General features: G+C 64.2%; 8 protein-coding genes and 1 pseudogene. 7 read left to right on the top strand and 2 right to left on the bottom strand.

All coding sequences use genetic code 11. From position 1 onward, the window contains the following. Position 1: 1 nt before the first annotated feature. Entirely contained in the window at positions 2 to 13,138 is a 13,137-nt protein-coding gene (locus tag QWI20_RS23820) for a BapA/Bap/LapF family large adhesin (RefSeq protein ID WP_369307504.1), read from the bottom strand. A gap of 622 nt (positions 13,139 to 13,760) precedes the next feature. Between QWI20_RS23820 and QWI20_RS23815 the strand changes: the two are divergent. Beyond that, a pseudogene (locus QWI20_RS23815) lies at positions 13,761 to 13,958 on the top strand (helix-turn-helix domain-containing protein); the annotation flags it as partial. A gap of 359 nt (positions 13,959 to 14,317) precedes the next feature. On the opposite strand, the gene QWI20_RS23810 reads toward QWI20_RS23815, so the two are convergent. After that, positions 14,318 to 16,273 (bottom strand): putative bifunctional diguanylate cyclase/phosphodiesterase, encoded by a 1,956-nt coding sequence (locus QWI20_RS23810; RefSeq protein ID WP_369307503.1) that lies wholly within the window; start codon positions 16,271 to 16,273, stop codon positions 14,318 to 14,320. Positions 16,274 to 16,668: 395 nt separating this feature from the next. Between QWI20_RS23810 and QWI20_RS23805 the strand changes: the two genes are divergently transcribed. The 6 genes from QWI20_RS23805 to QWI20_RS23780 form a co-directional block, all read left to right on the top strand. Beyond that, a complete protein-coding gene (locus QWI20_RS23805; RefSeq protein WP_369307502.1) occupies positions 16,669 to 16,980 on the top strand; it encodes a hypothetical protein in 312 nt (103 codons plus the stop codon). A gap of 475 nt (positions 16,981 to 17,455) precedes the next feature. Then, positions 17,456 to 18,298, top strand: coding sequence for an OBAP family protein (locus tag QWI20_RS23800; protein ID WP_369307501.1), 843 nt, complete (start codon positions 17,456 to 17,458; stop codon positions 18,296 to 18,298). 88 nt (positions 18,299 to 18,386) lie between these two features. Then, the gene (locus tag QWI20_RS23795; protein ID WP_282373075.1) at positions 18,387 to 18,611 is read left to right on the top strand and encodes a DUF6555 family protein; all 225 of its coding nucleotides are present in this window, start codon (positions 18,387 to 18,389) and stop codon (positions 18,609 to 18,611) included. A gap of 185 nt (positions 18,612 to 18,796) precedes the next feature. Beyond that, a complete protein-coding gene (locus QWI20_RS23790) occupies positions 18,797 to 20,089 on the top strand; it encodes an APC family permease (RefSeq protein ID WP_369307500.1) in 1,293 nt (430 codons plus the stop codon). 493 nt (positions 20,090 to 20,582) lie between these two features. Then, on the top strand, positions 20,583 to 23,423 hold the full coding sequence (locus tag QWI20_RS23785) for a type VI secretion system tip protein VgrG (protein WP_369307499.1): 2,841 nt from the start codon (positions 20,583 to 20,585) through the stop codon (positions 23,421 to 23,423). After that, positions 23,420 to 24,937 (top strand): DUF6531 domain-containing protein (locus QWI20_RS23780; RefSeq protein WP_369307498.1); only part of this gene is annotated, 1,518 nt, incomplete at its 3' end. The genes QWI20_RS23785 and QWI20_RS23780, both read left to right, overlap by 4 nt.

Genomic DNA, 24,937 nt, shown 5'->3' with positions numbered 1-24,937 from the left:
ATCAAACGACGTGAATACCGTTCTGCACCCACAGATGATGGGTTGGATCTTCCTGCGGCGTGTACTGGGTGTAATCGACGCCATCGGCCTGTTGCGCACCGCCGGCGACCCAGGTGCTGGTCATGTGTACGGTGTCCTCGCTGCCCCCCTTGATGATCAATGTGTTGTTGTCGGCCGAGGTAATGGAGACCAGGTCCGCAAGGCTGATGGTCAGCGCAACGGCACTGGTGTGGTTCAGGTCCAGCACCTCGATGTTGTGGATCCGGCTCTGCAGATCGCCCAGGTTGATGGTCGCATCGCCCCCGGCCCAGAGCAGGGTGTCGGTGCCCGTACCGCCATCGACCGAGGCGAAATGCTGGTCGGCGATGATCAGCGTGTCGTTGCCGGCGCCGCCTTGCAGCGTCACCGCACCGCCATGGGACCCGTCCAGCGTGTCGTTGCCCGCCGTGCCTTGAATCAGCTCGGCACCGGTGGTGGCGACGGCCGTCAGGGCGCTGTGATCATCGACGTTCGCTACGGTGGACAGCGCGGCGAACGAGGTAGTGACGACGGCACCGGCCTGTTCCAGATCAATGGTCAACGTCGCCGTGTCGGTGGTGCCGTTGGGGTGCTGGAGCTGGTAAGTGAAGATGTCTTCATGGCCGATGACTGCATCGGTCTGCCCTGGCGTCAGCGTGTAGGTGTAGCGCCCGTCAGCCTGCACCAGCAGCGAACCGTAGGTGCCGACAATCGTGGTGCCGTTGTAGCCCGGCGTCACGTAACTGCCGGCCGCCAGCACATTGAGCACGGTGTACGCCGAGCCCAGCACATCAGCCCCGCCGCCGGCCGTGTCGGTGAGCAGATTGCCCGCCACCGGGGTGTAACTGCTGACCACGAACTGATTGGTGTAGGTGGCGTCGTTGATCAGGCTGGCGTTGACGGTGCTCAGCACACCGATGCCGCCGGAGCTGATTTTCACCTGGTAGCTGCCGGCCGTCTGGTCGTCGAAGCGGATGCCGTAATTGCCCCCGCCCAGGTTCGCCAGCGCACTGCCGCCATAGCTCTTCACCAGCACGTATTGATTGGTGGTGGTGTTGAGCTTGTACAGGCCGACGGTCATCGACCCGAGCAGGCTCAGCAGGTTGCTGGAATTGACCACCACCGTCAGGTCCGTGACGGTGCCGGCCGCCACACTGGTGGTCCAGGAGCCGTTGCCGGTGCCGACCAGCGGCACGCTGAAGCTGCCCAGCGTGGAATTGGTGATGACCTCCTTGTTGACCAGGGTGATGTCGCTGACCGCGATGTCGTTGGTGGCGTCGACCAGGAACGCCGGGCTGGCCAGGTTGGTATCGCTCCACACCTCGGTGGCCTGCGGGCTGTCGATGCGCACGTACAGATTGGCCGTGTCGCTCAGGCCGTTCGGGTGCACCAGCTGATAGCTGAAGACATCCACTTTGCCGACGCTGGTGACCGCGCCGTTCGGCGTGTAGCTGTAGTTGCCGCTGGCGTCGATGGTCAACGTGCCGTACAGGCCTTGCACTGTGGTGCCCGCGCTCGCGGTGACGTAGCTGCCGTTTTTCAGCACCTGCAACACCGCGCCGTTGTCCGGGCCGGTCACGTCCGCCTGGCCGTCAACGCCCGGGTTGGTGATGACGTTGCCGGTCACGGCGGCACCGGCCACCCCGTTGAACTGGGTCAGACTGGTAACGTCCAGCTGCAGCTGGGTGGTGACGTTAGTCACCACGCCGATGCCGGTGCTCGACACGACCAGCCGGTAATCGCCACCCAGCAAATCACCGATGTTCACCCGCACGCCCTGGCCGGTCAGGGCCACAAGGTCGATCAGACCGCCGTTGCCGTTGACGTCCAGCGTGACCCAGTTGCCGCTGGCGTTCTTCACTTGCAGCGTGTAGACCAAGCCGTCGAGCAAGGACACCGCACTGCCGGTGGTCAGCGTCAGGGTCGGATCAAGGCTGGTGCCGCTGTTGACCGTGAACACAAACGCTTTGGAGAACCCGGCCAGCAGCGTGGTGAAGGAGTCCGCGAAGTTCTGCGTGGTCTTCACCGGTACCAGCGTGACCGACGCGGTGGTGAGGTTGTCACTGGCGATGACCGGGGTGTTAACGTCGATGTCCGGCGCGGTGACGTTGGCCACCACCGAGAGGTTGCCCTTGATGTCGGTGAGGCTGACCAGCAGGGTTTCGCCGTTGATCTGCGCAGGGGCGAGGGTGACGCTGAACAGCCCCGTGGCCCCGACGGTGCCCGTCCCGAGCACCGCGCCGCCAGTGGATTTGATCTGCACCGTCGAGCCGACTTCCCCGGTGCCGCTGACCGTCAGGCCATCGACACTGACCAGCAGCGCACCCGGAGCCGCAGGCGGCGTCAGGTCAGGTGCGATGGCGCTGGCGGCCGCCGACACATTCCCGGCGGCATCCGCCTGGGTGATGCTCAGCACCTGGTTATCGATCTGCGCGGCGTTCAGTGCCACCGTGAAGCTGCCATTGGCGGCCACTGTCGTGGTGCCGAGTACAGTGCCCAGTGCATTGCGCACGATCACCGTCGAACCGGCGACACCGGTCCCGGTCACCACCGAACCGCTGGCGTTCACGGTCACCGCCGTAGGTGCGCCCGGCGCCGTGATGTCCGGTGCCAGAAGGCTGCCGGCCGCCGACACGTTGCCCGCGACGTCGACCTGACGCACCGTCAGCGCCTGGCCGTCCAGTTGTGCTGTGTTAAGGCTGAGGTTGAACGTTCCGCCAGCGCCTACGGTTGTTGTGCCCAGCAGCGTGCCGTTGGCACTGAACACGTTGACCGTCGCGCCGGCTTCACCGCTGCCGCTGAGGGTCAGGCCGTTGGCGGCCAGCGACAGGGCGGAAGGTGCATTCGGCGCTTGAAGGTCGAGGGCGTTGACCGTCGCGACGACCGAGACGTTGCCCGCCACGTCCGCTTGTTGAACGCTCAATACCTGACCGTTCAACTGCGCGCTGGAGAGCGAGACGACAAACCCGCCCGCCGCATTGACCACTGCGGTACCGAGCACCGTGCCGGATGCGTTGGTCACGCGCACGGTCGCGCCGGCTTCGCCGTTGCCGCTGACCTGCAGGCCCGCGACGTTCAGCGCGACATTGGTCAGGGCAGCGGGCGGTGTGGTGTCGACGGCACTGACATTAGCCAGCACCGAGACGTTACCGGCGGCGTCACGCTGACTCACCGTCAGCACCTGGCCATTGAGCTGGGCCGCCGAGAGGTTGGCGTTGAACGTGCCGTCCAGGGCGACGGTTGCCGTCCCGAGCACGACCCCGAGGCTGCTGCGCACGGTCACTGTCGCGCCCGCTTCACCTATCCCGCTCAGCACGGTGCCGGCGCCATTGAGGACCAGCGACACCGGTGCGTTGGGCGCGGTGATGTCGGGCGCATTGACCGGCAGGACGGTCGACTGCAAGCCCACGGTGTCGGTCTGATAGGCGTTGAGGATCTGACCGTTGGCTTGCGCCGGGCTCAACAGGACGCCAAAGGTGCCGCCGGCATTGACCAGCGCAGTGCCAAGGGTGACACCGGCGGCGGTGGTGATGGTCACCGTCGCCCCGGCTTCGCCACGACCGGTCACCAAGGTGCCGGTTGCACTGACGGCAAGGTCGGCGAGCGCCGTCGGCGGCGTGGAGTCGGCCGCCAGCACCGCAGCCGGCAAGGATGCGCCGCCCGCTCCGGTGCTGGCCGTCACGCCCAGGCTTTCGCCGTTGGTTTGCGCGGTATTGAGTGTGATGCTGAAGGTGCCGCCCGCATTAGTAGCCGCCGTCCCGAGCACAACGCCGGTTGCGCTGTACACCGTGATAGTGGTGCCCGTTGCGGCGCTGCCGGTGACCGTCAGTCCGTCGGCGCTGACCAGCAAGTTGGTTGGCGCATTCGGTGGTGGGGTTACGGGGACGGTAAGGTCGAGGGTCCCGGAGGCGTTGCCGCTGGCGTCCGCCTGACCGACCGTGAGGACGTCGTTGGCAGTGATGCCGGCCCGCAGGCCCACCACAAACGTGCCATTGGCAGCCACCTGTCCGATGCCGAGCGTGATACCCAGGGAGTCTTTGACGGTCACTGTTGCGCCCGCTTCACCGCGACCTGCCAACAGCAGGTAATCGGCACTGATCGTCAGGTTGGTGACAGGATCAGGCGCCTGAGTGTCCGGCACGGTGTAAACCAGCGGCGCAGAAGCGTTGTTGGCCGCGTCCGTCGCCGTAATGGAGATGACTTGCCCGTTGGTTTGCGCAGGATTCAGCCCGACCTCGTAACGTCCCCCGGCGTCGGTCTGCGTGGAGCCCAGCAACGTGCCGTCGGCGGACCGCACGGTCACCGTGCTGTTGGCTTCGGCGGTCCCTTGCAGGATCGTGCCGTTGCCGGTAAGCGAGGTGAACACCGGCACTGCGGGTGGCGTGCTGTCCGGCGCGATGACGGGAACCGGCGCCGAATCGTTCAGCGCTGCGTCGACTTGCACCACCGACAACGACTGACCGTTCAGCTGCGCAGTCGACAGCGAAACGCTGAACGTGCCGTCCGCGCGCACGATGGCCGTGCCCAGCGCAGGCGTGCCCACGCTTGCGCCGGTCAGCGAAACGCTCACCGAAGCACCGGGTTCGCCGCGTCCGCTCAGCGTCAGACCGTCCTGGCTGACCGAAAGATTGGTCACCGCAGCCGGATCGGTCACGTCGGGAACCTGGTAGACCACGGTGCCGGAAACGTTGGTCGCCGCATCGGTCTGGGTCAGGTTGAGCTTCTCGCCATTGAGCTGGGCGGTGCTCAACGCAACGCTGAAGGTCCCGTCTCCCTGCACCGTGGCGCTGCCGAGGCTGGCGCCGGTCGCGCTGGTCACTTTGACCGTCGCGCCGGCTTCACCCGTACCGGTCAGCGTCAGGCCGTTGGCACTCAGTGCGGTCACCACCGGCAGCGCCGGGGGCGTGGTGTCCGGTGCCGTTACCGGCGCGCCGGCGGACGGGTTGCCCGCAGCATCGCGTTGCACCACCGACAGCAGCTCGCCATTGATTTGCGGCACCGACAGCGACACCGCGAAATTGCCGTCCACCCCGACCACGCCCGTGCCGACAATGTTGCCGGCGGCATCGGTGATCAACAGACTGGCGCCTGCTTCACCGCGACCGCTGACCACCACGCCGGTGTTATCGATTTGCACGTTGGTGACCGCTGCGGGCGGCGTCAGGTCGGGTGAGGCGACGGAGCCCGCTGCCGAGGCATTGGCAGCAGCGTCGGTGAGCACGACGAACACGGGCTGGCCGGCGTTCTGCGTCTGGGTCAACGTGATCAGGAATTTGCCATCGACGCCCACGGTGCCGGTGCCGACTTGCGTGCCATCGGCCAGGGTAATGCGCACCCCCGCGCCCGCTTCACCGCTGCCGCTGAGCACGCTGCCGGACGCATTGAACTGCAGGTCGGTGGCAACCGCTGGTGGCGTCAAATCCGGGGCGATGACGGTCGCGGGCACGCTGACGTTACCGGGCGGGTCGGCCTGCTGAACGCTCAGTACCTGGTTGTTGATCTGCGGGGTGGAGAGGGTGACGCTGAACGTGCCATCGGTCAGCACCAGCGTTGAGCCGAGCAGGGTGCCGCTGGCATCGCGAACGGTGACAGTGGCGCCGGCTTCACCGGTACCGGTAATTACCGCGCCGGCCGCGTTGATTCGCACATTGTCGAGCTGTTCGGGCGGCGTGAAGTCTGGCGTGGTCAGGCTGGCCTGGGGCGACACATTGCCGGCGGCATCCCGTTGCACCAGCGTCAGCACTTCGGCATTGGACAGCGCCGGGACCAGCACCAGGGTAAACGCCCCGGTACTGCCCACTGTTGCCGTGCCCAGCAGGGCACCGAGGTTGTTGGTCACTGTGACAATCGCCCCGGCTTCACCGCGGCCGGTCAGCGTCGCGCCATCGCTGGAAATGTTCAGCTGGGTCAGGACGAGCGGCGCCGTGGTGTCGACCGAGGTCAGGTCGGCGGGCAGGGACGTATTCCCGGCCGCATCGGTCAGGGTCACCGCCAGCAGTTCGCCGTTGGCTTGCGGGGTGGTCAGGGTGAGCTGGAAGGTGCCGTCGATGCGCACGCTGCCGGAACCGATCAGGGCGCCGCTGGCGTTGAACACATTGACCGTCGCGCCCGGTTCGCCGGTGCCCGACAGCACCGCGCCGTCTGGCGTAACCGCCAGGGCGAGCGGGGCATTCGGGGCGATCAGGTCTCTGGCGGTGAGCGCGATGCTGGCGGATTCATTGCCGGCGACGTCGGTCTGACTGATGCTCAGGGACTGGCCAGCGATCTGCGGCGCGTTCAGCGTCAGCGAGAAGTTGCCGTCGGCGCCCACTTGCCCAGTGCCCAGAATAACCCCGCCAGCGCCAAGCACCGTGACCGTCGCGCCCGCTTCGCCGTGGCCGGTCAGGGTCACGCCGTTGGGATTAATGGCCAGATCGGTGAGCGCCCCCGGGGCGGTGACATCCGCCGCCAGGTACCCGGTTGCCAGCGAGTTGATGCCGTCGCTGGAGGTGGCAATGGCCGAGAGCGACTCGCCGTTGAGCTGCGCCGCATTGAGCTGTGCACTGAACGTGCCGTCGCCATTCACCAGCGCAGTCCCCAGCAGGACACCGGATGCGGTGCGGATGCTGACGGTGCTGCCGGCGTTGGCGGTACCGGTCAGGGTCAGGCCGTCTGCACTAAGGGCCAGATTGACCGGCGCAGGTTCGGCCAGATTGCCCGGGGCAACCACCGTGCTGGCATCGGAAGGATTGCCGGCGGCGTCGGTCTGAATCACGGTCAGGGTGCTGCCGGCCGCTGCCGCTGGGTTAAGGCCGACGGTAAAGCTGCCATTGGCGGCCACGGTCGCCGTGCCCAGCGCGTTGCCATTGGCATCGCGCACGACCACCGTTGCCCCGGCCTCGCCGGTCCCGCCCAGGGTCAGGCCATCGGCGCTGACGGCCAGGTTGCTGGCAGCCGAGGGCGCGGTGGTGTCGGCGGCTTGATAAGCCGCAGGCACCGAAACATTGCCGGCCGCGTCGGTGGAGGTGACGCTCAGGCTCTGACCGTTGAGTTGAGGGCTGGACAGGGTGACCTGGAACACGCCGTTGGCCCCGGCGACGCCTGAACCGAGCACGTTGCCGGAAGCATCGCGGACAATGACGGTGCTGCCGGCTTCGGCGTTCCCCGCCAGTTGCACGCCGCTGCCGCTGAGCAGCAGGGCGCTTGGGCTGTCCGGCGCAGTGAGGTCCACGGACGTCACATTGACCGCCGTCGACACGTTGCCGGGCGGGTCTTCCTGAGTGACGGTCAAGACTTCGGCGTTGATCTGCGCGGTGCTCAGCGTGACGCTGAAGGCGCCATTGGCGGCCACCAGCGCCGTGCCCAAAAGGGCACCCCCGGACGTGCGCACCGATACCGTTGCGCCAGGTTCGCCACGGCCAATCACCGTCAGGCCGTCGGCGTTCACCGACACCTGGGTGAGGGCGGCAGGCGGGGTGATGTCCGGCGCCGTCAGATTCGCCGACGGCGAGACGTTGCCGCTCGGGTCGGTCTGGCTGATGTCCAGAGCCTGGCCGTTGTTGGGCGCAGGCGCGAGGGTCACGGTGAAGGTGCCGTCATTTGCCACCAGCGCGGTGCCCAGCAGCGTGCCGCTGGCGTCGAGGACTTTCACCGTCGCACCAGCCTCGCCGGTGCCGGTGAGCGTGCTGCCGTTGGCGCTGATCAACAGATTCTGTGGCAGGGCCGGCGGTGTGGTGTCCACCGTCGCCAGGGCAGTGCCGGCCGAGACGTTGCCCGCCGCGTCGGTCAGGGTGACGGTCAGCGGCGCGCCAGTGGTGACGGCGTTTGGCAGAGTGACCTGGAACTGGCCACTCTGATTGACCAGCCCCGTGGCGAGGATGTTGCCTGCAGCGTCGCGGATCGTCACCGTCGCCCCAGCCTCGCCGAGGCCATTGACCACGGTGCCGACGTTGTTGATGGTCAGACCCGTGGCGGCGCCGGGCGCCGTCAGGTCCGGCGCGATGATGCTGCCGGTCTGGGAAACGTTGCCCGCCTGATCGATCAGGGTCGCCGTCAGGGGCTGCGAATCCAGCTGCGACGGGGTCAGCGCAATGGTGAAAACGCCGTTGCTCGCAACGATGCCGGAACCCAGCACTGTGCCGCCACTGTTTGTAATGGTCACCGTCGCGCCGGCTTCCCCGCGCCCGGTGACAGAGCTGCCATCGGCGTTGATGGTCAGCCCGGCCGGGGCTTCGGGCGCCGTCAGGTCGTTGGCGACCACCAGCGCGGTGACCGAGGTGTGCCCTGCGTCATCGGTGGCGACGACGTGCAAGGTCTGCGCATTCAGTTGGGCGAAACGCATCAGGATGCTGAAGCGGCCGAGGCTGTTGACCCTGCCGCTGCCCAGGCTGACGCCGTTGCTGTCGAGGATGTTGACCGTGCTCCCCGCAGTGGCGGCGCCGGTGAGAATGAAACCGTCGCTGCTGACGGCCAGGTCGCTGGGAGTCGCCAACTGCGTGCCGTCCGGCCCTGGGAGGGTAACCGGGTTGGATGCGTTGCCGCTGGCGTCGGTGCTGGTGACGTCGACGTTGGTATTGATGGCGGCAGGCGGATTGAGGCCGATGACGAATGCGCCATCCTGGCCGACGGTGCCGGTGCCGAGCAGTACATTGCCCGGCCCGCGAACGGTAACGGTGGTGCCGGGCTCGCCGACGCCGGAGACGCTCGCGCCGTCCGGGCTGATCGCCAGGTTGGTCACGTCGACCGGCCGGGTGGTGTCGGGGGCGAGCACTTGGGTCGCCAGGGCGTCGTTGGTGCCATCGGTGGCGACCACTTGCACCGTCTCGCCGTTTCTCAGGATGGACTGAAGGGTATACGTGAACGTGCCGTCAGGTCCGGCGGTGGTGTTGCCGATCAGAATGCCGTTGGCATCGAGGATTTTCACCGAACCGCCGGGCACGGTGGTGCCGGTCAGCAGGCCATTGCCGTCGAGCGTGAGGTCGATGACCGCAGGCGGTGCCGTGATGTCGGGCGCCGTGACAGACGCGGGCGGCGAGGGCAGGGTGCTGGCGTCGGTCTGGGTTACGCTCAGCACCTGTCCGTCCAGCTGCGCCGGACTCAGCGTCACCGCAAAGCTGCCGTTGGTGGCGACGGTGGCGGAGCCCAGCAGGGTCCCGCTGGCATCGCGCACTTGAACGGTATCGCCTGCAACGCCTGTCCCGGACACGGTCAAGCCGTCATTGCTGATGGTGATGCCGGTCGGCGCGTCCGGCGCAGTGGTGTCCGGCGCGGTAAGAGAGGACGCGGGGGAGATATTGCCTGCTGCGTCGGTCTGCTTGACCACCAGCACCTGGCCGTCGTCCTGGGCCGAAGTGAGCGTGACGTCAAAGCGACCGGTCACGGCATCAGCCGTCGCGGTGCCCAGCAGCGTGCCGTTGGCGTCCCGCACGTTGACCGTCGCGCCGGGTTCGCCCTGGCCGCTCAGCGTCAGGCCGTTGGCGCTCAGGGTGAGGCCGGTAGGGGCGTCGGGCGCCTGGATGTCTGCTGCCTGCAGTTGCACGGCCGGAGACGCCAGGGCCGAGCCATCGACTTGCGAGACGTTGAGCTCCTGGCCGTTGATCTGCGCGCTGGACAGGGTGACTTCAAAGCGTCCGTCACTGCCAACCACGGCACTGCCGAGGGTCGCGCCGAGGGCGTCCTTGACGGTCACGGTGGCGCCGATCTGGCCGTTGCCGGTGACGATCAACCCATTGGCCGACAGATCGAGGTTGGTCACCGGTGCCGGTGCGCTAAGGTCCGGCGCAGTGACCGGAACCGGCAGCGACTGGTTGCCCGCGCTGTCGGCCTGGGTGACTTGCAGCACCTGACCGTCGGTTTGCGCCGCTGTCAGGGTCAGGGTAAAGCGGCCGTCGGCGCCGGCCTGGCCGGTGCCGATGATGTTCCCGCCCGCATCACGCACCGTCACGATTGCACCGGCTTCACCGGTCCCGGTGAGAATCAGGCCGGCGCCGTCGAGGGCAACGCCGGTCAGCGCGGCGGGCGCCTGGGTGTCGGGCGTGACAAAGGTCACGGGCGAGGCCGGGTTGCCACTGCTGTCGCTTGCGCCAATCAGCAGGGTCTGGCCGTTGTTCTGCGGGCTGTTCAAGATCACGCTGAACTGGCCGTTCGCGGCCGCAACGGCGGTGCCGAGCACGTTGCCGTTGACGTCGGTGACGGTGATCGTCGACCCGGCCTCGCCGGTGCCCGTCAGCGTGGTGCCGCTGGCATCGATGCTGATGGCCGACGGTTGCAGCGGGCCATCCAGATCCGGCGCGGTGACCGGCGTCGCCAGGGACGGATTCCCGGCGGCGTCGCTCAGGACCACCTGCAGCGCCTGACCATTGGTTTGAGCGGAAGCGAGGGTGACGCTGAAGTTGCCCGTTGCGGACGTTACGCCGGTGCCGATGACATTGCCTTGGGCATCGCGCACTGAAACGCTCGACCCCGGTTCGCCGCGGCCGGTCAGGGTCAGTCCATTGTTGGCCACCGCGAGATCAGTGGCGGCGGAAGGACCGGTGATGTCGGGGGCGGTGACGGGAACGGTGACCGAGCTTTCGCCCTGACCGTCCACCGCGACCACGTCGAGCACTTCGCCGTTGGCCTGGGCCGGGTTGAGCACGACGGTGAAGCTGCCGTTGCTGCCAACCGTTACACTGCCGAGCAGCACGCCGTTGGCATCGCGCACCTGGACCAGCGAACCGGCGCTCGCGGTACCCGTCAGCTGGGTGCCGTCGGCATTGATGACCAGCCCGGAAGGCGTCGCCGGGCCACTGGCGTCAGGCGCCGTGACCACTACCACAGGGGACGGCAGGCCTGCGGTGTCGGTCTGGGTGACCTGCACCTGATCACCGGGGTTGACCGGCGGTGTCAGGGTTGTGGAGAAGGTGCCGTTGGCGCCGACCACCACGGTGCCGATTGCGGCGCCGGTGGCGTCGAGGAGGGTGACCGTCGCGCCGGCTTCGCCTTTGCCTGAGACCTGGGTGCCGTCGGCGCTGATCACCACATCGGTGACCTGGGCGGGTGGCGTTGTGTCGGCCGCGGTCAGCTCGGCCGAGGCAGAGTTGCCGGCCGCATCCGTGGCACTGACGTTGAGCTTTTCGCCGTTGGTCTGCGCGGTGTCGAGGGTCACGCTGAACGTGCCATCCAGTCCGGCGCGAGTGGCGCCGATGACCGCACCCGACGCATTGCGCACAAGGACGCGAGAGCCGGCTTCGGCACGACCGGTGAGGATCAGGCCGTCAGCCGACAAGACGAAATCCGAAGGCGCCGCTGGCGGCGTGGTGTCCGGTGCTTGCACTGGCACATTAGGCGAGGTGTTGCCGGCGGCGTCGGTGAGGGTGACCTGCAGCGACTGACCGGCGGTTTGCGGCGCGTTCAGGGTGATATTGAACAGCCCGTCGGTGCCCACAACGGCCGTCCCGAGGACGTTCCCGTTGGCATCGATGACGCTCGCGGTGCTGCCGGCTTCGCCACGGCCGCTGACGATCGCGCCGTTGCCACTGATGGCAATGCCGGTAGGTGCGTCGGGCGGCGTGACATCCCCGCCGGGCGGAGTGACGTCGATGTCCGGTGCCTGGGCCTGAGCAGGCTGGGAGACATTGCCCGCAGCATCGACCGCATTGACGGTCAGCGACTGACCGTCGGTTTGAGGTGGGTTGAGGCCGACGCTGAACGTGCCGTCTGCGCCGACAGTGCCGCTGCCCAGCAGGGTGCCATCGGCGGCACGCACCTGAATGGTCGCGCCGACTTCGCCGGAGCCGTTGATGCGCGTGCCGTCCGCGCTGACCACGAGATTGCCCGGGGCGTTGGGCGCGGTGGTGTCGACCGGTGGAACGTCGATGTCCGGTGCGGTCGCCTGAGCCGGCGGCGAGACGTTACCGGCGGCGTCGACCGCGTTAACGGTCAACGACTGGCCGTCGGTTTGAGGCGGGTTGAGGCCGAGGCTGAACGTGCCGTCTGCGCCGACAGTGCCGCTGCCCAGCAGGGTGCCGTCGGCGGCACGCACCTGAATGGTCGCACCCGCTTCGCCGGAACCGGTCAGCCGGGTGCCGTTGGCACTGACGGCGAGGTTGGCCGGCGCATCAGGCGGCGTGGTGTCGCCTGGCGGGGTGACATCGATGTCCGGTGCCAGCGCTTGAGCCGGCACGGAGATATTGCCGGCGGCGTCGGTGGCTGTCACGGTCAGCGACTGGCCGTCGGTTTGCGCCGGGCTCAGGGTGAGGCTGAAGGTGCCGTCAGCTGCGACGATGCCGCTGCCCAGCAGGGTGCCGTCGGCGGCGCGAACCTGAATCGTCGCACCCGCTTCGCCGGTGCCGGTCAGCACGCTGCCGGTGGGGTTGACCGCCAGATTGGCCGGAGCGCCGGGAGCCGTAGTATCTGGCCCAGGCTGATCACCGCCGGTGTCGGGCGTTGGCGCCTGGGTGGTCGGTGAAACGTTGCCTGCGGGGTCGGTGGCGCTGACCGCCAGTGGCTGGCCGCTGGTTTGTGGCGGGTTCAGGGTCACACTGAACGTCCCGTCCGGCGCCACGACACCGCTGCCGAGCAGGGCACCCGCGTTGTTGCGCACCTGAATGGTCGCGCCGGCTTCACTGGTGCCGGTCAGCAGAGTACCGTCTGCACTGACGAGCAAGTTGCCCGGCGCCAGGGGCGCGGAAGTGTCAGCGGGAGCACCACCGCCACCACCCCCACCACCGGCGCCGCCAACGCCGGCTGCCGCCGCACCGCCGGCGCCCAACAGGCCGAGCCCGGCAATCGCAAACGTAGGGGTCGAACCGCTTACTACGCCAGCGTCTGCGATGAGCTGGTCGAGGGAATCGACTTCGTCGAATGTGAAACCGTTGAAGGACTGGGTGTCGTACTGCGCCTGCCAAAGCGTGCCGTCTTCGCCCTGAAACACCATGTCGCTGTTGGGACCGTCAGGCGCGGTGTTGAAAAAGTTGGCGACTTTGATGTGTTCGCCATTTTTCAAGTTCACCACAAGGTCTTGCCCATTGCGGGAGACCGAAGCAACTTGACTGGGAGGGACGGGCATTTGAACAACGGACGGTGAATTGAGTGAAAGATCTCCCCAGGTTTTGGCAGTGAGTTCGGATGTTGCTTTATTGGCTACAACAATATTATCCATTCGACAGTCCCTTTCTTCGCTTTTAGCACTACAACAACGCGGTTAATGGCGTGTCATACCAGCCACCCGATTCATTGAAGCAGGCGCAACCTTGTTCCTTATTTGGATGAAAGCCGTTTGCCATTAATCTAGATGGGATCCATTCGAGATCAATAGAAAATACTTTGACGTTTGTCTATGTGAGGCGTCTGGTATCACGTAAACGACTGATATACCGGCAGAAATATTGAGTTAGACGGCGATCTACCGGTCGTCGGCAGATTTGCGCTAATCCGTTCGTATGGGGGGAAAACGTTTGCGTTTCAGCGGGTCAATTTTGAGGACGGCCAACAATGGCTGCCGGGATTTGATTGATCCCGTTGCGTACATTCAGCTGGATGTACGTCGGGTAATGGAGGTGCCGTTTTTTTTGTCGGACAAAAGAGGATGGGTCAGGAAAGCATGACTCAACACCGGCTAATCCGCAGGCTGGCCAAATACTTGTTCGCTCATGTTGCAAACGCTGTAAGGTGGTGAGTTCCCACCGTACGAGGCTATTTCGCTAACCCAGGAAGCTCGCACTCCAGCCCCCCATTGCACCCACCGCTCCATCGCGTGGCGTGAATTCAGCAGGAGTTTGCTCATGGAAACGCTTGGAACGCGTTTGAGAAAAGAACGCAAACGGCTTGGTCTGACGCAAATTGCGTTTGCCAGAATAGGCGGCGTCGAACCTAACGCCCAAGGTCACTACGAAAGTGGCCATCGATCACCCAAGGCCGATTATCTTCAACGCGTCTGTGACGCTGGCGTTGACATGCATTATCTGTTTTCCGGCAACCCCCTGCTGGGCACTGCGGACAGACTGGATGCGGACGAGCAGCCGTCTTCGGTCAGGACGTTCTCTGGTAATAACCGCGAAGTGGTCATTTCGAATCGAAATGCGGTCGGCATTCTGGGCACGCTTCACCAGACCCTCAACGATACGACGCAGGTGATCGCCGACGTCGCCACCTGTTTCAGCACGCGCCACCAGGACGTCCGCGAAGAGCAATTCGCCGCCCAGGTGCGAGACTTCCAGGAAGACTCGCGACGCTTCATTGGCCTGGCCATGATGAAAGTTCAGCACAGCGCCTGATCGGCAACGCCCGTTGCCATCCTCTCAGCGGCAACAAGCGCCGCTGTGCTCTTCCCGGAACACCATCACAGAACCATCGCCGCCACAGGCACGCTCGGCGTTGAGCCGATCCACTCCAGGGTCTGCTCGAGGGGCATCGGCCGTGAGAACAGGTAGCCCTGAACCAGCGTGCAGCCCAGGGTCCGCAACGCCTCCAGCTCCGCCTCGGTTTCAACGCCTTCGCTGACGCACTGCAATTCCATGTCCTGGCTCAGGGCCAGGAGTGATTTGACGATCTTGAAACTCGCGGCGTTCTGGTGAATGTCGGTGATGAACGAGCGGTCGATCTTCAGCTTGGTCAGCGGCAGGGCGTGAAGCTGGCTCAGGCTTGAATATCCGGTGCCGAAGTCGTCCAGGGAAATGCCGCAGCCCAGCTCACGGAACGCGTTGATCGCCCTTTGCGCTTGAACGAGGTCTTTGATGACGGCGGTTTCGGTGATCTCCAGGTCCAGCCGGGAGGCGTCGAAACCGCTCTGACGGATCACCTCAATCAACAGTTCAACGGCCTCCATCGACGAGCAATCGTGGGCCGACAGGTTGAAGGAGAGCCTGACATCGGCCGGCCACAACTGCGCCGCGTGCAGGGCTTTTTCAAGCAGCGGTGGCGTCAGGCGGTGGATCAGGCCAATCCGCTCGGCCACACCGATGAAGTGGCCCGGCGCGACGTTGCCCAGCTTCGGGCTCATCCACCGGGCCAGCGCTTCGAACGCCACCGTGCGCGAGGTACGGATGTCGACGATCGGCTGAAACACCAGGGTGAATTCTTCAGCGACATTGGCCTGGCGCAGGCCCTGCTCTGTGAGCATGTCGCGCTTGAGGCGCTGATGCTGGCCGGGCGAAAACATGCACAGCTCGCCGGGTGTTTCGCGCTTGCTGGTGTAGAGCGCGTAGTCGGCGAACTCATAGGCCTCGGTCGAGGTGCTCGCCAGGTCCGGAAACACTACCAGGCCCATGGAGGCGCTGATGCTGACCTGAATGTCACCGATCACGAAAGGCTGGCGCATGGTGCGACACAGCGACTGGCCTTGTTTGATCAGGTCGCTTTCATCACCGGCCCTGACGATGATCAGCCCGAACTCATCGCCGCCCAGGCGAGCCACATGCAGCTGCTCACTGGCAAATGCCCGCAGCCGCTGGCCGACCTGGCGCAACAGCTTGTCGCCCACGCCGTGGCCATAGGAGTCGTTGATCGGCTTGAAACCGTCCAGGTCGATCATCCCCACTGCCAGTCGCGTGTCGTCGTGCCGGGCGTGGTTCAGTTCACGGTCGAGCAGGTTGAAGAACTGTCGCCGGTTGGGCAGGCCGGTCAGGCTGTCTTCGTTGGCCAGTCGTTCATTGTCGTCGCTGAGCTTTTCCGTGCGTATCTGCATGTTGACCAGGCGGGTGAACTCGCCGTAGTGATTCTGCAGCACCACGATCATCGCCAGCGAGACGAGAAAGACGTTGGCCGCCATCGCGGTGTACGTGGCATTGCCGGCGCTGGCGAAAAACGCCACGAAGGCGATATTGACCACCGCCGTGGTCATCATCGCTGCAGAGGGCAGGTGCATCAGGCAGAAGATGCAGACGATCACTGTGATCGCCATGTAGAAGGCCACGTGGGACTTGGTGTATGTGTCGCCGTAGGGAAACAGCAGCAGCGCCCAGATCGTGAAGCCGAACGCGATGAATACGGTGAGCTGGTTGGTACGGGTCAGTTTTCTGAAGATCCGCTCGGTGGTGATGTGCTGACTGCGGCTCTGCCACCAGAGGACCGCGCGCACGGCGCCGACCAGGGTCAGCAACACCGGGATGTAGACCGTCAGCCACAGCGGAGCGATGCCGTAATGGGTGGCCGCGAGGGCGAGGGTGTTGATCAGCAGAATGACGTACATCATGGGCAACTGTCTGGACAGCGCGATGTATTGCGCTTCCATCAGACGCGTGTTGTCTCGCTGCACGCAGACCAGCATTTTCAGTCGATCAAAAGACGGGAATTTCATGACTAGGAACCTAACGCGCGCAAAAAGAAAAAAACGGCGAACCCCACAACTTGCAGCGCTGCAGAACGTTATGACTGTCAGAGGATATCGGCGGCAGGGTTGGTTTCTATAGCCATGGCCGCGCTTGCGACGCGGGGCGCTCTGGCTCGCTGGCGCTGTGTAAGAAAATGACTTTTTTCAGCGTTGCCGTGCCCAACGGAACATGCGCAACACACGGGCGCGTGGCGAGGCTGAAAGAACACCCTCCGTCGAGCATCCCCGCCCGTGAAAAAAGGTGAACTAACGAAGCGGCCGATGAACCGTTCCGTTGTTTCGCTGATTGCCCGTCTCAATGGCGGGGCGCGTTACCCGTGCAAGTAGCGACGGTCACTTATAAACCCAATCAGGAGTCTTGAATGTTCAATCGTGGTGATGTCTATCAGAGCTGGGCGCAACTAACACTCACCGACGAGTCCTACAGCGAGGCGGCGGAAAATGGCTGTCAGCTGGAAGTTCGCGCTCGGGCCAATAACGACTTCGTCGAAGTATTGGTCTGTGTTTACGCAGCGGACGGGGAAAGGGTAGTGGAGCATCTGTTCAGACTGCCGGCGTCGGAATCGACCGTCGAGCAAGGGCTGGAGCGGGGGCGTGATCAGGCCGAGCGCATCGCCGCAGGAGAACCTCTGGACTTGCCGGGTGCTGAAACCGTAAGGCTGGAGAGCGATTGACTGGCTCACAATCGTTGGCGAAGTTGCCCGGGTTTCTCGTTGATGGCAGTCATGATGGCTCCCCGATATCAACTAACGGGCTGTGTCGACTGTCACTGACGGACAACTAATCCAGTGAGCCGCGCTGTTCGATGGTTAAAAGGCTTTGATAGGTGTCGGGTAGGCGGTGCGAGCTGTTTATTGACCTGAGGCGGCGCCTATCCGAATGAATGATTCGAGGCTGCTGCCGGACTTAATACATCTCTTTGATTGATGTAAGGCGTCAACTAACAGTCTTAATTCGCCTCTGAGCCGCTCGTCCCGAAAGTTGACATTAAGGATGAACATCCGGCTCCGGCACAGGGTCAACTTTATACCGGCGCATTGTCTGCCCCGGCTTATTTGCATTTGATTGAATCAATGGGTTTCCCGCCCAGTTAGAACGCGGCACGAAGCCGCCCTTGAAAGCCTGAGGCCTCAACTATGGAGACTTTCAATGCGGTCATCCCCTGAGAAGAAGTTAGCCTGTTTCAGCCCAAGCCTGGCCTTATCGGTCACCTTGGCCTGTGGTGCATTGAGCGGGTGTGCGGGTGACGACACTCGATCCAGTGTGCCGACTCCCGGCAAGCCGACCAGCGCAACCCTCGGCCTGCTCGACGCGGGTGCCGCGACGCTGCAGTCGCGTCCGCCCATCGAAGCGCTCAACGCCTATCTGGATGGCTTTCATTTTTATAATGGTCATCCTGACGTGCAGATGGAAGCTCATCACTATTGCTCGGTGCTGAGTGAAGCGTTCATTCAGTGCGTGATTTACGACGGCAATGTGCGGGATGCCAAGTTGATGGGCGTTGAATACATCATCAGCGCTGAGCTCTTCGAGAAGCTGCCCGATGGCGAGAAGCGCCTCTGGCACAGCCATGCCCATGAAGTGAAGTCGGGGCAATTGGTGGCGCCGGGTATTCCTGCCAGCACCGAACACGCCTTGATGGCCAAACTTGCCAATACCTATGGCAAAACCTGGCACACCTGGCACACCGACCAGGACAAGCAACTGCCATTGGGCGTGCCCCAACTGATGATGGGCTTTACGGCGGACGGCCAGGCAGACCCGGCCATGGTCGAACAGCGCAACCGCCGCATGGGCATTGATACCCGGGAGAAGCGCTCGCAACGCGCGGACATTCAGGCCCGGCCGGTGCTCAAGGGCGCCGACGCCTGGCAGCACGGCGACGCGGTGCAATTGGCAGACCCCACCGGTCGCGGCCACATCATGCAACCGACCAAACCCTCGCCTCCGGGTACCAACAGTCGATCCGCCGGGCCACAAGCGGATCCCTAGTCTGTCGCTCAACCCGCCTGCGGTGAGTCAGTCGTCCACCCAAGATGGAAACCGAACAACGAAATCGACATTGAACGAGATCAAGACCATGCAACATACCCAACACTACCGCATCGAATACCTTTTCCATGGCAAGCCACGCTGGTTCTACGTGTGCGCCACGCAAATGGACAACGCTGAGGCGTGGCACTGGGCTGCGGTGGACGCCGGTGTGGCTGACATCCCCAAATACCGGAGCGACAGAGCCATCAAGCTCTCCAAGCCCAAGGCCGAGCGATTGGGGATAGATGCGGTGACCTGGAAGCCGGCTTAAGTCAGGCGTTCTTCGCAACGCGGGGCTGGTTGATTTACGGTGAAGCGTTGTCGCTCAATCAGCCCCGTTAAATCTCGCCAACCGGGACATCCTTAAACCCAAGGGCCGAACACCGCCGGAGCCACCCCATGACATCACACTCGCCACAACCGAGCCAAGCCCTCAAACGCGCGGTCACGGGCCCCATGCTCCTGCTTTTCATCCTGGGAGACGTGCTCGGCGCAGGTGTCTACGCCCTGGCCGGGACCATCGCCGGTGAAGTGGGCGGGGCGATCTGGGTACCGCTGCTCATCGCCCTGTGTTTCGCCATGCTCACCGCAGGCTCTTACGCCGAACTCGTCACCAAATATCCCCACGCCGGCGCCTCTGCCGTGTTTGCCGGCAAGGCGTTCAAGTCGCCATTGATCTCGTTTCTGGTGGGCTTCTGCATGCTGGCAGCGGGGGTGACCAGCGCGGCCGGGCTGTCCCTGGCGTTCGCCGGCGACTACATGGCGCCTTTCATCGACCTGCCGCCTCACGTCGTCGCGCTGATCTTCCTGGTGGTGATCGCCTTGCTCAACGCGCGCGGCATCAAGGAATCGCTGTCCGCCAACCTGGTGATGACGGTGATTGAAGTCTCCGGCCTGCTGCTGGTGATTGTCGCGGCCGCGTGGTTTTTCCGCTCCGGCGATGGGGACCTGTCACGCGCCGTGCAATTCAAGGAGGGCGTCAACCCCGCGTTTGCCGTGCTCGGCGCTGCGTTACTGGCGTTTTATTCGTTCGTGGGCTTCGAGACCTCGGCCAATCTGGCGGAGGAAGTGCGCAACGTGCGCACGGTCTATCCCCGCGCATTGTTCGGTGCGCTGCTGATCGCCGGGGCCATCTACATGGGCGTCGGCATCGCCGCTGCCACCGTCATGCCCATCGAGCAACTGGTGCATTCCTCGGCACCGCTATTGGAAGTGGTCAAGGCGTCGCATCTGGGCATTCCGCCCCAAGTATTCGCTTTCATTGCGCTGGTGGCCGTGGCCAATGGCGCGCTGCTGACGATGATCATGTCCAGCCGTCTGGCGTATGGCATGTCGCGCCAGGGCCTGCTGCCCAACGCGCTGTCTAACGTGCTGCCTGAGCGGCGGACGCCGTGGGTGGCCATCGTCGCAACGACAGTGGTCGCGATCATCCTGACCCTGACCGGCTCACTGGCAACCTTGGCGGAGACGGTGGTCTTGCTGCTGTTGTTCGTGTTTATCAGCACCAACCTCGCCGTGCTGGTCCTGCGCAAGGACACCGTCGAGGCTGACCACTTTCGCGTCCCGACGTGGGTGCCGGTGCTGGCGATCGTGTCGTGCCTGATCCTGCTGACGCAGCAAAGCGGCGAAACCTGGCTGCGTGCGGGGGCGCTGATGCTGGTGGGGGTGGCGCTGTATTTCCTTGCGCGAGTGGGCGGGACGCGGCCTGCATTCAACACTCACCTGGCGGACGCCGACGCCGAGTCCTGATCCGGCGCCATAGGGATCGGCGGCGCGATGCTGCCGATCCCTGCCGGACCTCTTTGCACCCTGTCACACCCCTCGCTTCCCTGTGACTCCCCATCGCCATCATGCGCAAGAAGTTGCGCAGCACACCGTCGCCAATTACTGGCTTACCGACTTGCAGACCACATCGCTGGTGGGCTGCAGAGGAGTGCGCAAGAACTTGCGCAGGGGTGCGCAACTCCTTGCGCACATTTCCCGTGAGTCCTGACCAGGCATCTCGCCCAGCCCGCAAGAATCTCCCGCAAACCCTTGTGGCATAGGGGCCGCGCGCCTGCTGGCACGGCCCTTGATATCTCCGTCGTCCTCTGGATGCGCGATCAACCCCGATAGGTCGCGATTTTCAGACCGCGGAGAGCACCGCCGACGCCTGGCGGTTCGCTGTCCTTCCACGCATTTGCAGTCGTTGATCGCCTCCTTTGCATCGACGTCTGCCGCAACAGCGCATAAGGAACAAGGGATGTTCGCACCGGCCAACCAAGCCCAATTCAGCCTGACCCTCAACGGGCAGGACACGTTGTTTCAAGTGCTGTCTTTCACCGGTCGGGAGCGCCTCAACCAACCCTTCGAATTCGAGCTGGAGCTGGTCAGCGAAAAGGCTGCGCTCGATCTGGAAAGCCTGCTGCACGCGCAGACGTTTTTGCAGCTGGCCGAGGACGGCACCGGGGTTCACGGGCTGGCGTACAGCATCGCCCAGGGGGACGCCGGCAAACGCCTGACCCGCTACCGGATTTCCCTGCGGCCTCAGCTGGCTTATCTGGCGCACCGGATAAATCAGCGTATTTTCCAGCAGATGTCGGTGCAGCAGATCATCAGCCAGGTCCTGGAAGAGCACGGCATTCTTTCCATCGATTACCGGTTCCAGCTCGGCGCGACCTACCCCGAGCGGGTGTACTGCGTGCAGTATGACGAGTCTGACCTGCATTTCATCCAGCGCCTGTGCGAAGAGGAAGGCATTCACTTTCATTTTCAGCACAGCGCCAAGGGCCATCTGCTGGTGTTCGGCGATGACCAGACGGTGTTCCCGAAACTGGCGCCGGTGCTCTATCAGCAGGACACCGGACTGGTCGCCGACGCCCAGGTGATCAAGCGCTTCGGCCTGCGCATGAACACCCGCACCAGCCGCACCACGCGCCGCGATTACGACTTCACCAAACCGAAGTTCCAGCTGGAGAGCACGGCCAAAAGTGCGGCAGTCCCCGACCTCGAGGACTATGACTATCCCGGCCGCTTCGCCGATCGCGAACGAGGCCGTCATCTGGCCCATCGCGCCCTCGAGCGCCACCGCAGCGACTACCGGCTGGCCGAAGGCAGCAGCGATCAACCACGGTTGGTCAGTGGCCATTTTCTCGCCCTGACCGGGCACGCCAACCCGCTGTGGAACGACCTGTGGCTGCTGACCGAGGTTTTCCACGAAGGCAAGCAGCCACAGGTGCTGGAAGAGGTCATCACCAGCGACGTCACTGACTTGAAAAGCGATTTCCATCAGGGCTATCGCAACCGTTTCAGCGCGACGCCGTGGGACGTGCACTACCGGCCACCGCTGGAACATCCGAAACCGAAGGTGCTGGGCACCCAAAGCGCCGTGGTCACCGGGCCCGAAGGGGAGGAGATTTACTGCGATCAGCACGGCCGGGTGAAGGTGCAGTTCTTCTGGGACCGCGAAGGCCAGCACAACGACAAGACCAGTTGCTGGATGCGCGTGGCCTCGAACTGGGCCAGCCAGAACTTCGGCGCGATCAACCTGCCGCGGGTCGGCATGGAAGTCCTGATCACCTTCCTCGAAGGCGACCCCGACCAGCCCCTCATCACCGGTTGCCTGTACCACGGCGCCCATTTGCCGCCGTACAAACTGCCCGATTTCAAGACCGTGGCCACGGTCAAGAGCAAGGAATACAAGGGCGGCCGCGCCAACGAACTGCGCATCGACGACACCACCAGCGAGATCAGCATTGCCCTGCGCAGCGATCACGGCGCCAGTGCCATCAACCTCGGTTACCTGACCCATCCGCGACCCGCCGGCGGCCAGCCTCGGGGCGAAGGTTTCGAGCTGCGCACCGACCGCCACGGCGCCGTGCGCGCCGCTGCAGGTTTGTTGATCACCACTGAGCCACGGCCCAACGAATCGAAGCACCACAAGGACCTGCCGGAAACCGCCGAACGCCTGGCCACTGCCGCCGACCAGCAGGAAGGCTTCGCCCTGCAGGCCAAGGAATTGCAGGCCCAGGAACCCGGCGATCAGGATGACGTCGCCAAAGCCCTGCACGCCCAGCATCAGGGCGTGCTCGGCAGCGGCCCCGCCAACAAGAGCGCCAACGAGTTTCCCGAATTCACCGAACCGCATCTGGTCCTCGCCAGCCCGGCCGGCATCGCCCTGACCACCCCACGCTCCAGTCACATCGCCACCGGCGAGCACCTGGCCTTGAGCAGCACGGGGCACACCAGTTTTTCCGTGGGTAAACGCCTCCTGGCCAGCGCCAGCCAGGGCATGCGCTTGTTCGTACAAAGCCTCGGCTGGCGTCTGGTTGCCGCCTCCGGCGACATTGACGTGCGCGCCCTGAAGGACAGCATCAACCTGCTGGCCAAACTCAACATCACCGCCAACGCCGAGCGCATCACCCTCACCGCCAAAACCGAGCTGGTGATTCAGGGCGGCGGCAGCGCCACCACCTACAACGCCGCGGGCATCACCCACGTCACCACCGGCCCGTACACCGCCCACGCCGCCAACTTCGCCTACACCTCGGCGAAAAACCTCGCGGGCGTGTTCCCCGAGCCACCGAAACCAGGGCAGGGCGACCTTGAGTTGTTCAACCAGTACGCGGGGCAGCAAGGGATTCAGGGCGGCGGTTTCGAGGTGATCGACGCCTTGGGCCAGCGGCTTAAAGGGTCCCTTGATACCAAGGGCTTCGCGACCGTTCCTGGTGCTGCACCCGGGCCTGGCAGGGTGGCCTTCGGCAAGGACCCGGCGGACACCTGGACGGAAGGCAGCTTCATCGGCAAGCCCGAATGGCCGGTCCTGCCGCCGGGTGCGGGGGAGGTACCAGCGCCGTTAGAGACGGAGGTTGCCGAGGGGCTGCCGAGCAAGAACTGGGATGTTGCCCAAGTCATGACGGCCGCGGTTGACGCTGGGGCGGCGGGATTGGGCTTGCCGCCGCTGGCGACTGCGGCTCTGCCGATCGCTTCAGGCCTTCTGAGCGGGATGATCAAAAGCGGGAAGCTTCCGAGCCTGCCAGTGCCCACGGTGGATGAGGGCTTGCTTGAAGTGTCGGGCCTGCTGGCCGGCGAGAAGTTGTCATGAGCGCGGGCATTGGAGAGCGCGAAGCTCAGGTGGCGATTGTTCCGCTTGATCTGATTCAGGTTGAGGACGTGGGAGCGGGTGCGGCCAATGTCGATGCCTGGCTGCAGGAGATCAGCGGCGGGGTTGTCACGCTTGAGCGGATCAAGACCGTGGCCGGTGGGCTGCCGGTGGTGGGCAATATCATGGCGCTGGTCGATGCGCTGAATGACATCGTTCGGCTGGCGACCAGTGACAAACGCGACCCGCTCGATTGGGTGAGTTTGGGCATCAACCTGATCGGGATGGTGCCTATTCCGCCGGGCATGGCGGCAGCGCGAATGACGCTGCGGCCGATGCTGTTTCTGGTGCGTCAGGAGATGCGCCAGGCGGGGAAGATGGTGCTGGGGGATGCGCTGATCGAGGTTCTGATCGGGCACCTGAATGCAACCATCGTCGGGACCCTTGATGATTTTGTGAGTCAGGCGCAGGCCAAGCTTCCCGGGATTCTCGAGGATGCGGGGAAGCTTGGGCAAGGCGTGCTGATTGAGATCGCTGCTGGCCTTGAAAAGCTGGTTAGGCCGGACCTCAACGCCAAGGCTGATTTGCTGGAAGCGGAGCAGTTGGTCCATGCCGCCGGGGATCTCTGGGCTTACGATCCTAAGGCGGCGATTGGGAATATTTTTGCGGCGGCTGCGGAGGTTTGCGTTGCGGCGGGCAAGGGTGCGGTGAATGGCGCCGTCGAACATCTCGTGCCTGAAGCAGTTGAAGAAAAGGTGGTCAGACAGGCCGATTTGTTGCGTGTTTTGGCTCCTCAGCTTCGGACGCAGATGAAAGGGTTGGCGGATCCCGGAGCTCAACACTCCATCGCCGCGCTGCTGGTTACTTTGAACGATGCGGTCGTCAATTGGCGTGCGCGCAATGGGCACGGGCAATCCTTCAACATCAAGCCGGGGGTGACTAATCAGGCCAAGCGCAGGTTGGGTGAAGGGAAGCTTGAGGTTGTTCAGCATGAAAAGCCCGCGAAGGGTCGGCCCCACGTACTGAAAAAATGCACCTGTGCCTGTCCCTGCTCCTGCACATGCGCGTCGACGCGCCACAGCATCAGTTTTGCGATGGGTTCGGAGTCGGTTAGCCATACCGATTTCAGCCTGCCAGGGCCTTTTCCGATTGAGTGGACGCGGACTTACTGTTCGAGTCTGGATGCCTACGATCAGGACGTTATCGGTGCGCGGTGGATTACGGCGTTTACTACACGTTTTGATCTCGTCGGCGACGGTTTGGTGTTTCATGACTTCGACGGACGCAGCCATGAGTTCCCCCTTCCCAAGGTAAAACTCTTTCACTTCAACGCCATTGAAAATCTGACCGTCATTCGCCTCAGCAAAGATCGGTTGGTGCTGATGCGGGGGCTTGAGCACAGGGAGACCTATGTTCGCCGGGGTGATCGTTTCGTTCTGATCAATAAGGTTTTGCCGAATGGCGCCGGGGTGATGCTGCATTACGAGCATCGGCATGACGGGCATTCGGTGCTCTCC

The organism is Pseudomonas sp. W2-17, from assembly GCF_041060445.1.
Lineage (GTDB): Bacteria > Pseudomonadota > Gammaproteobacteria > Pseudomonadales > Pseudomonadaceae > Aquipseudomonas.
Note: the sequence above shows the minus strand (reverse complement) of the source record. Positions and strands in the feature narration are given on the sequence as shown.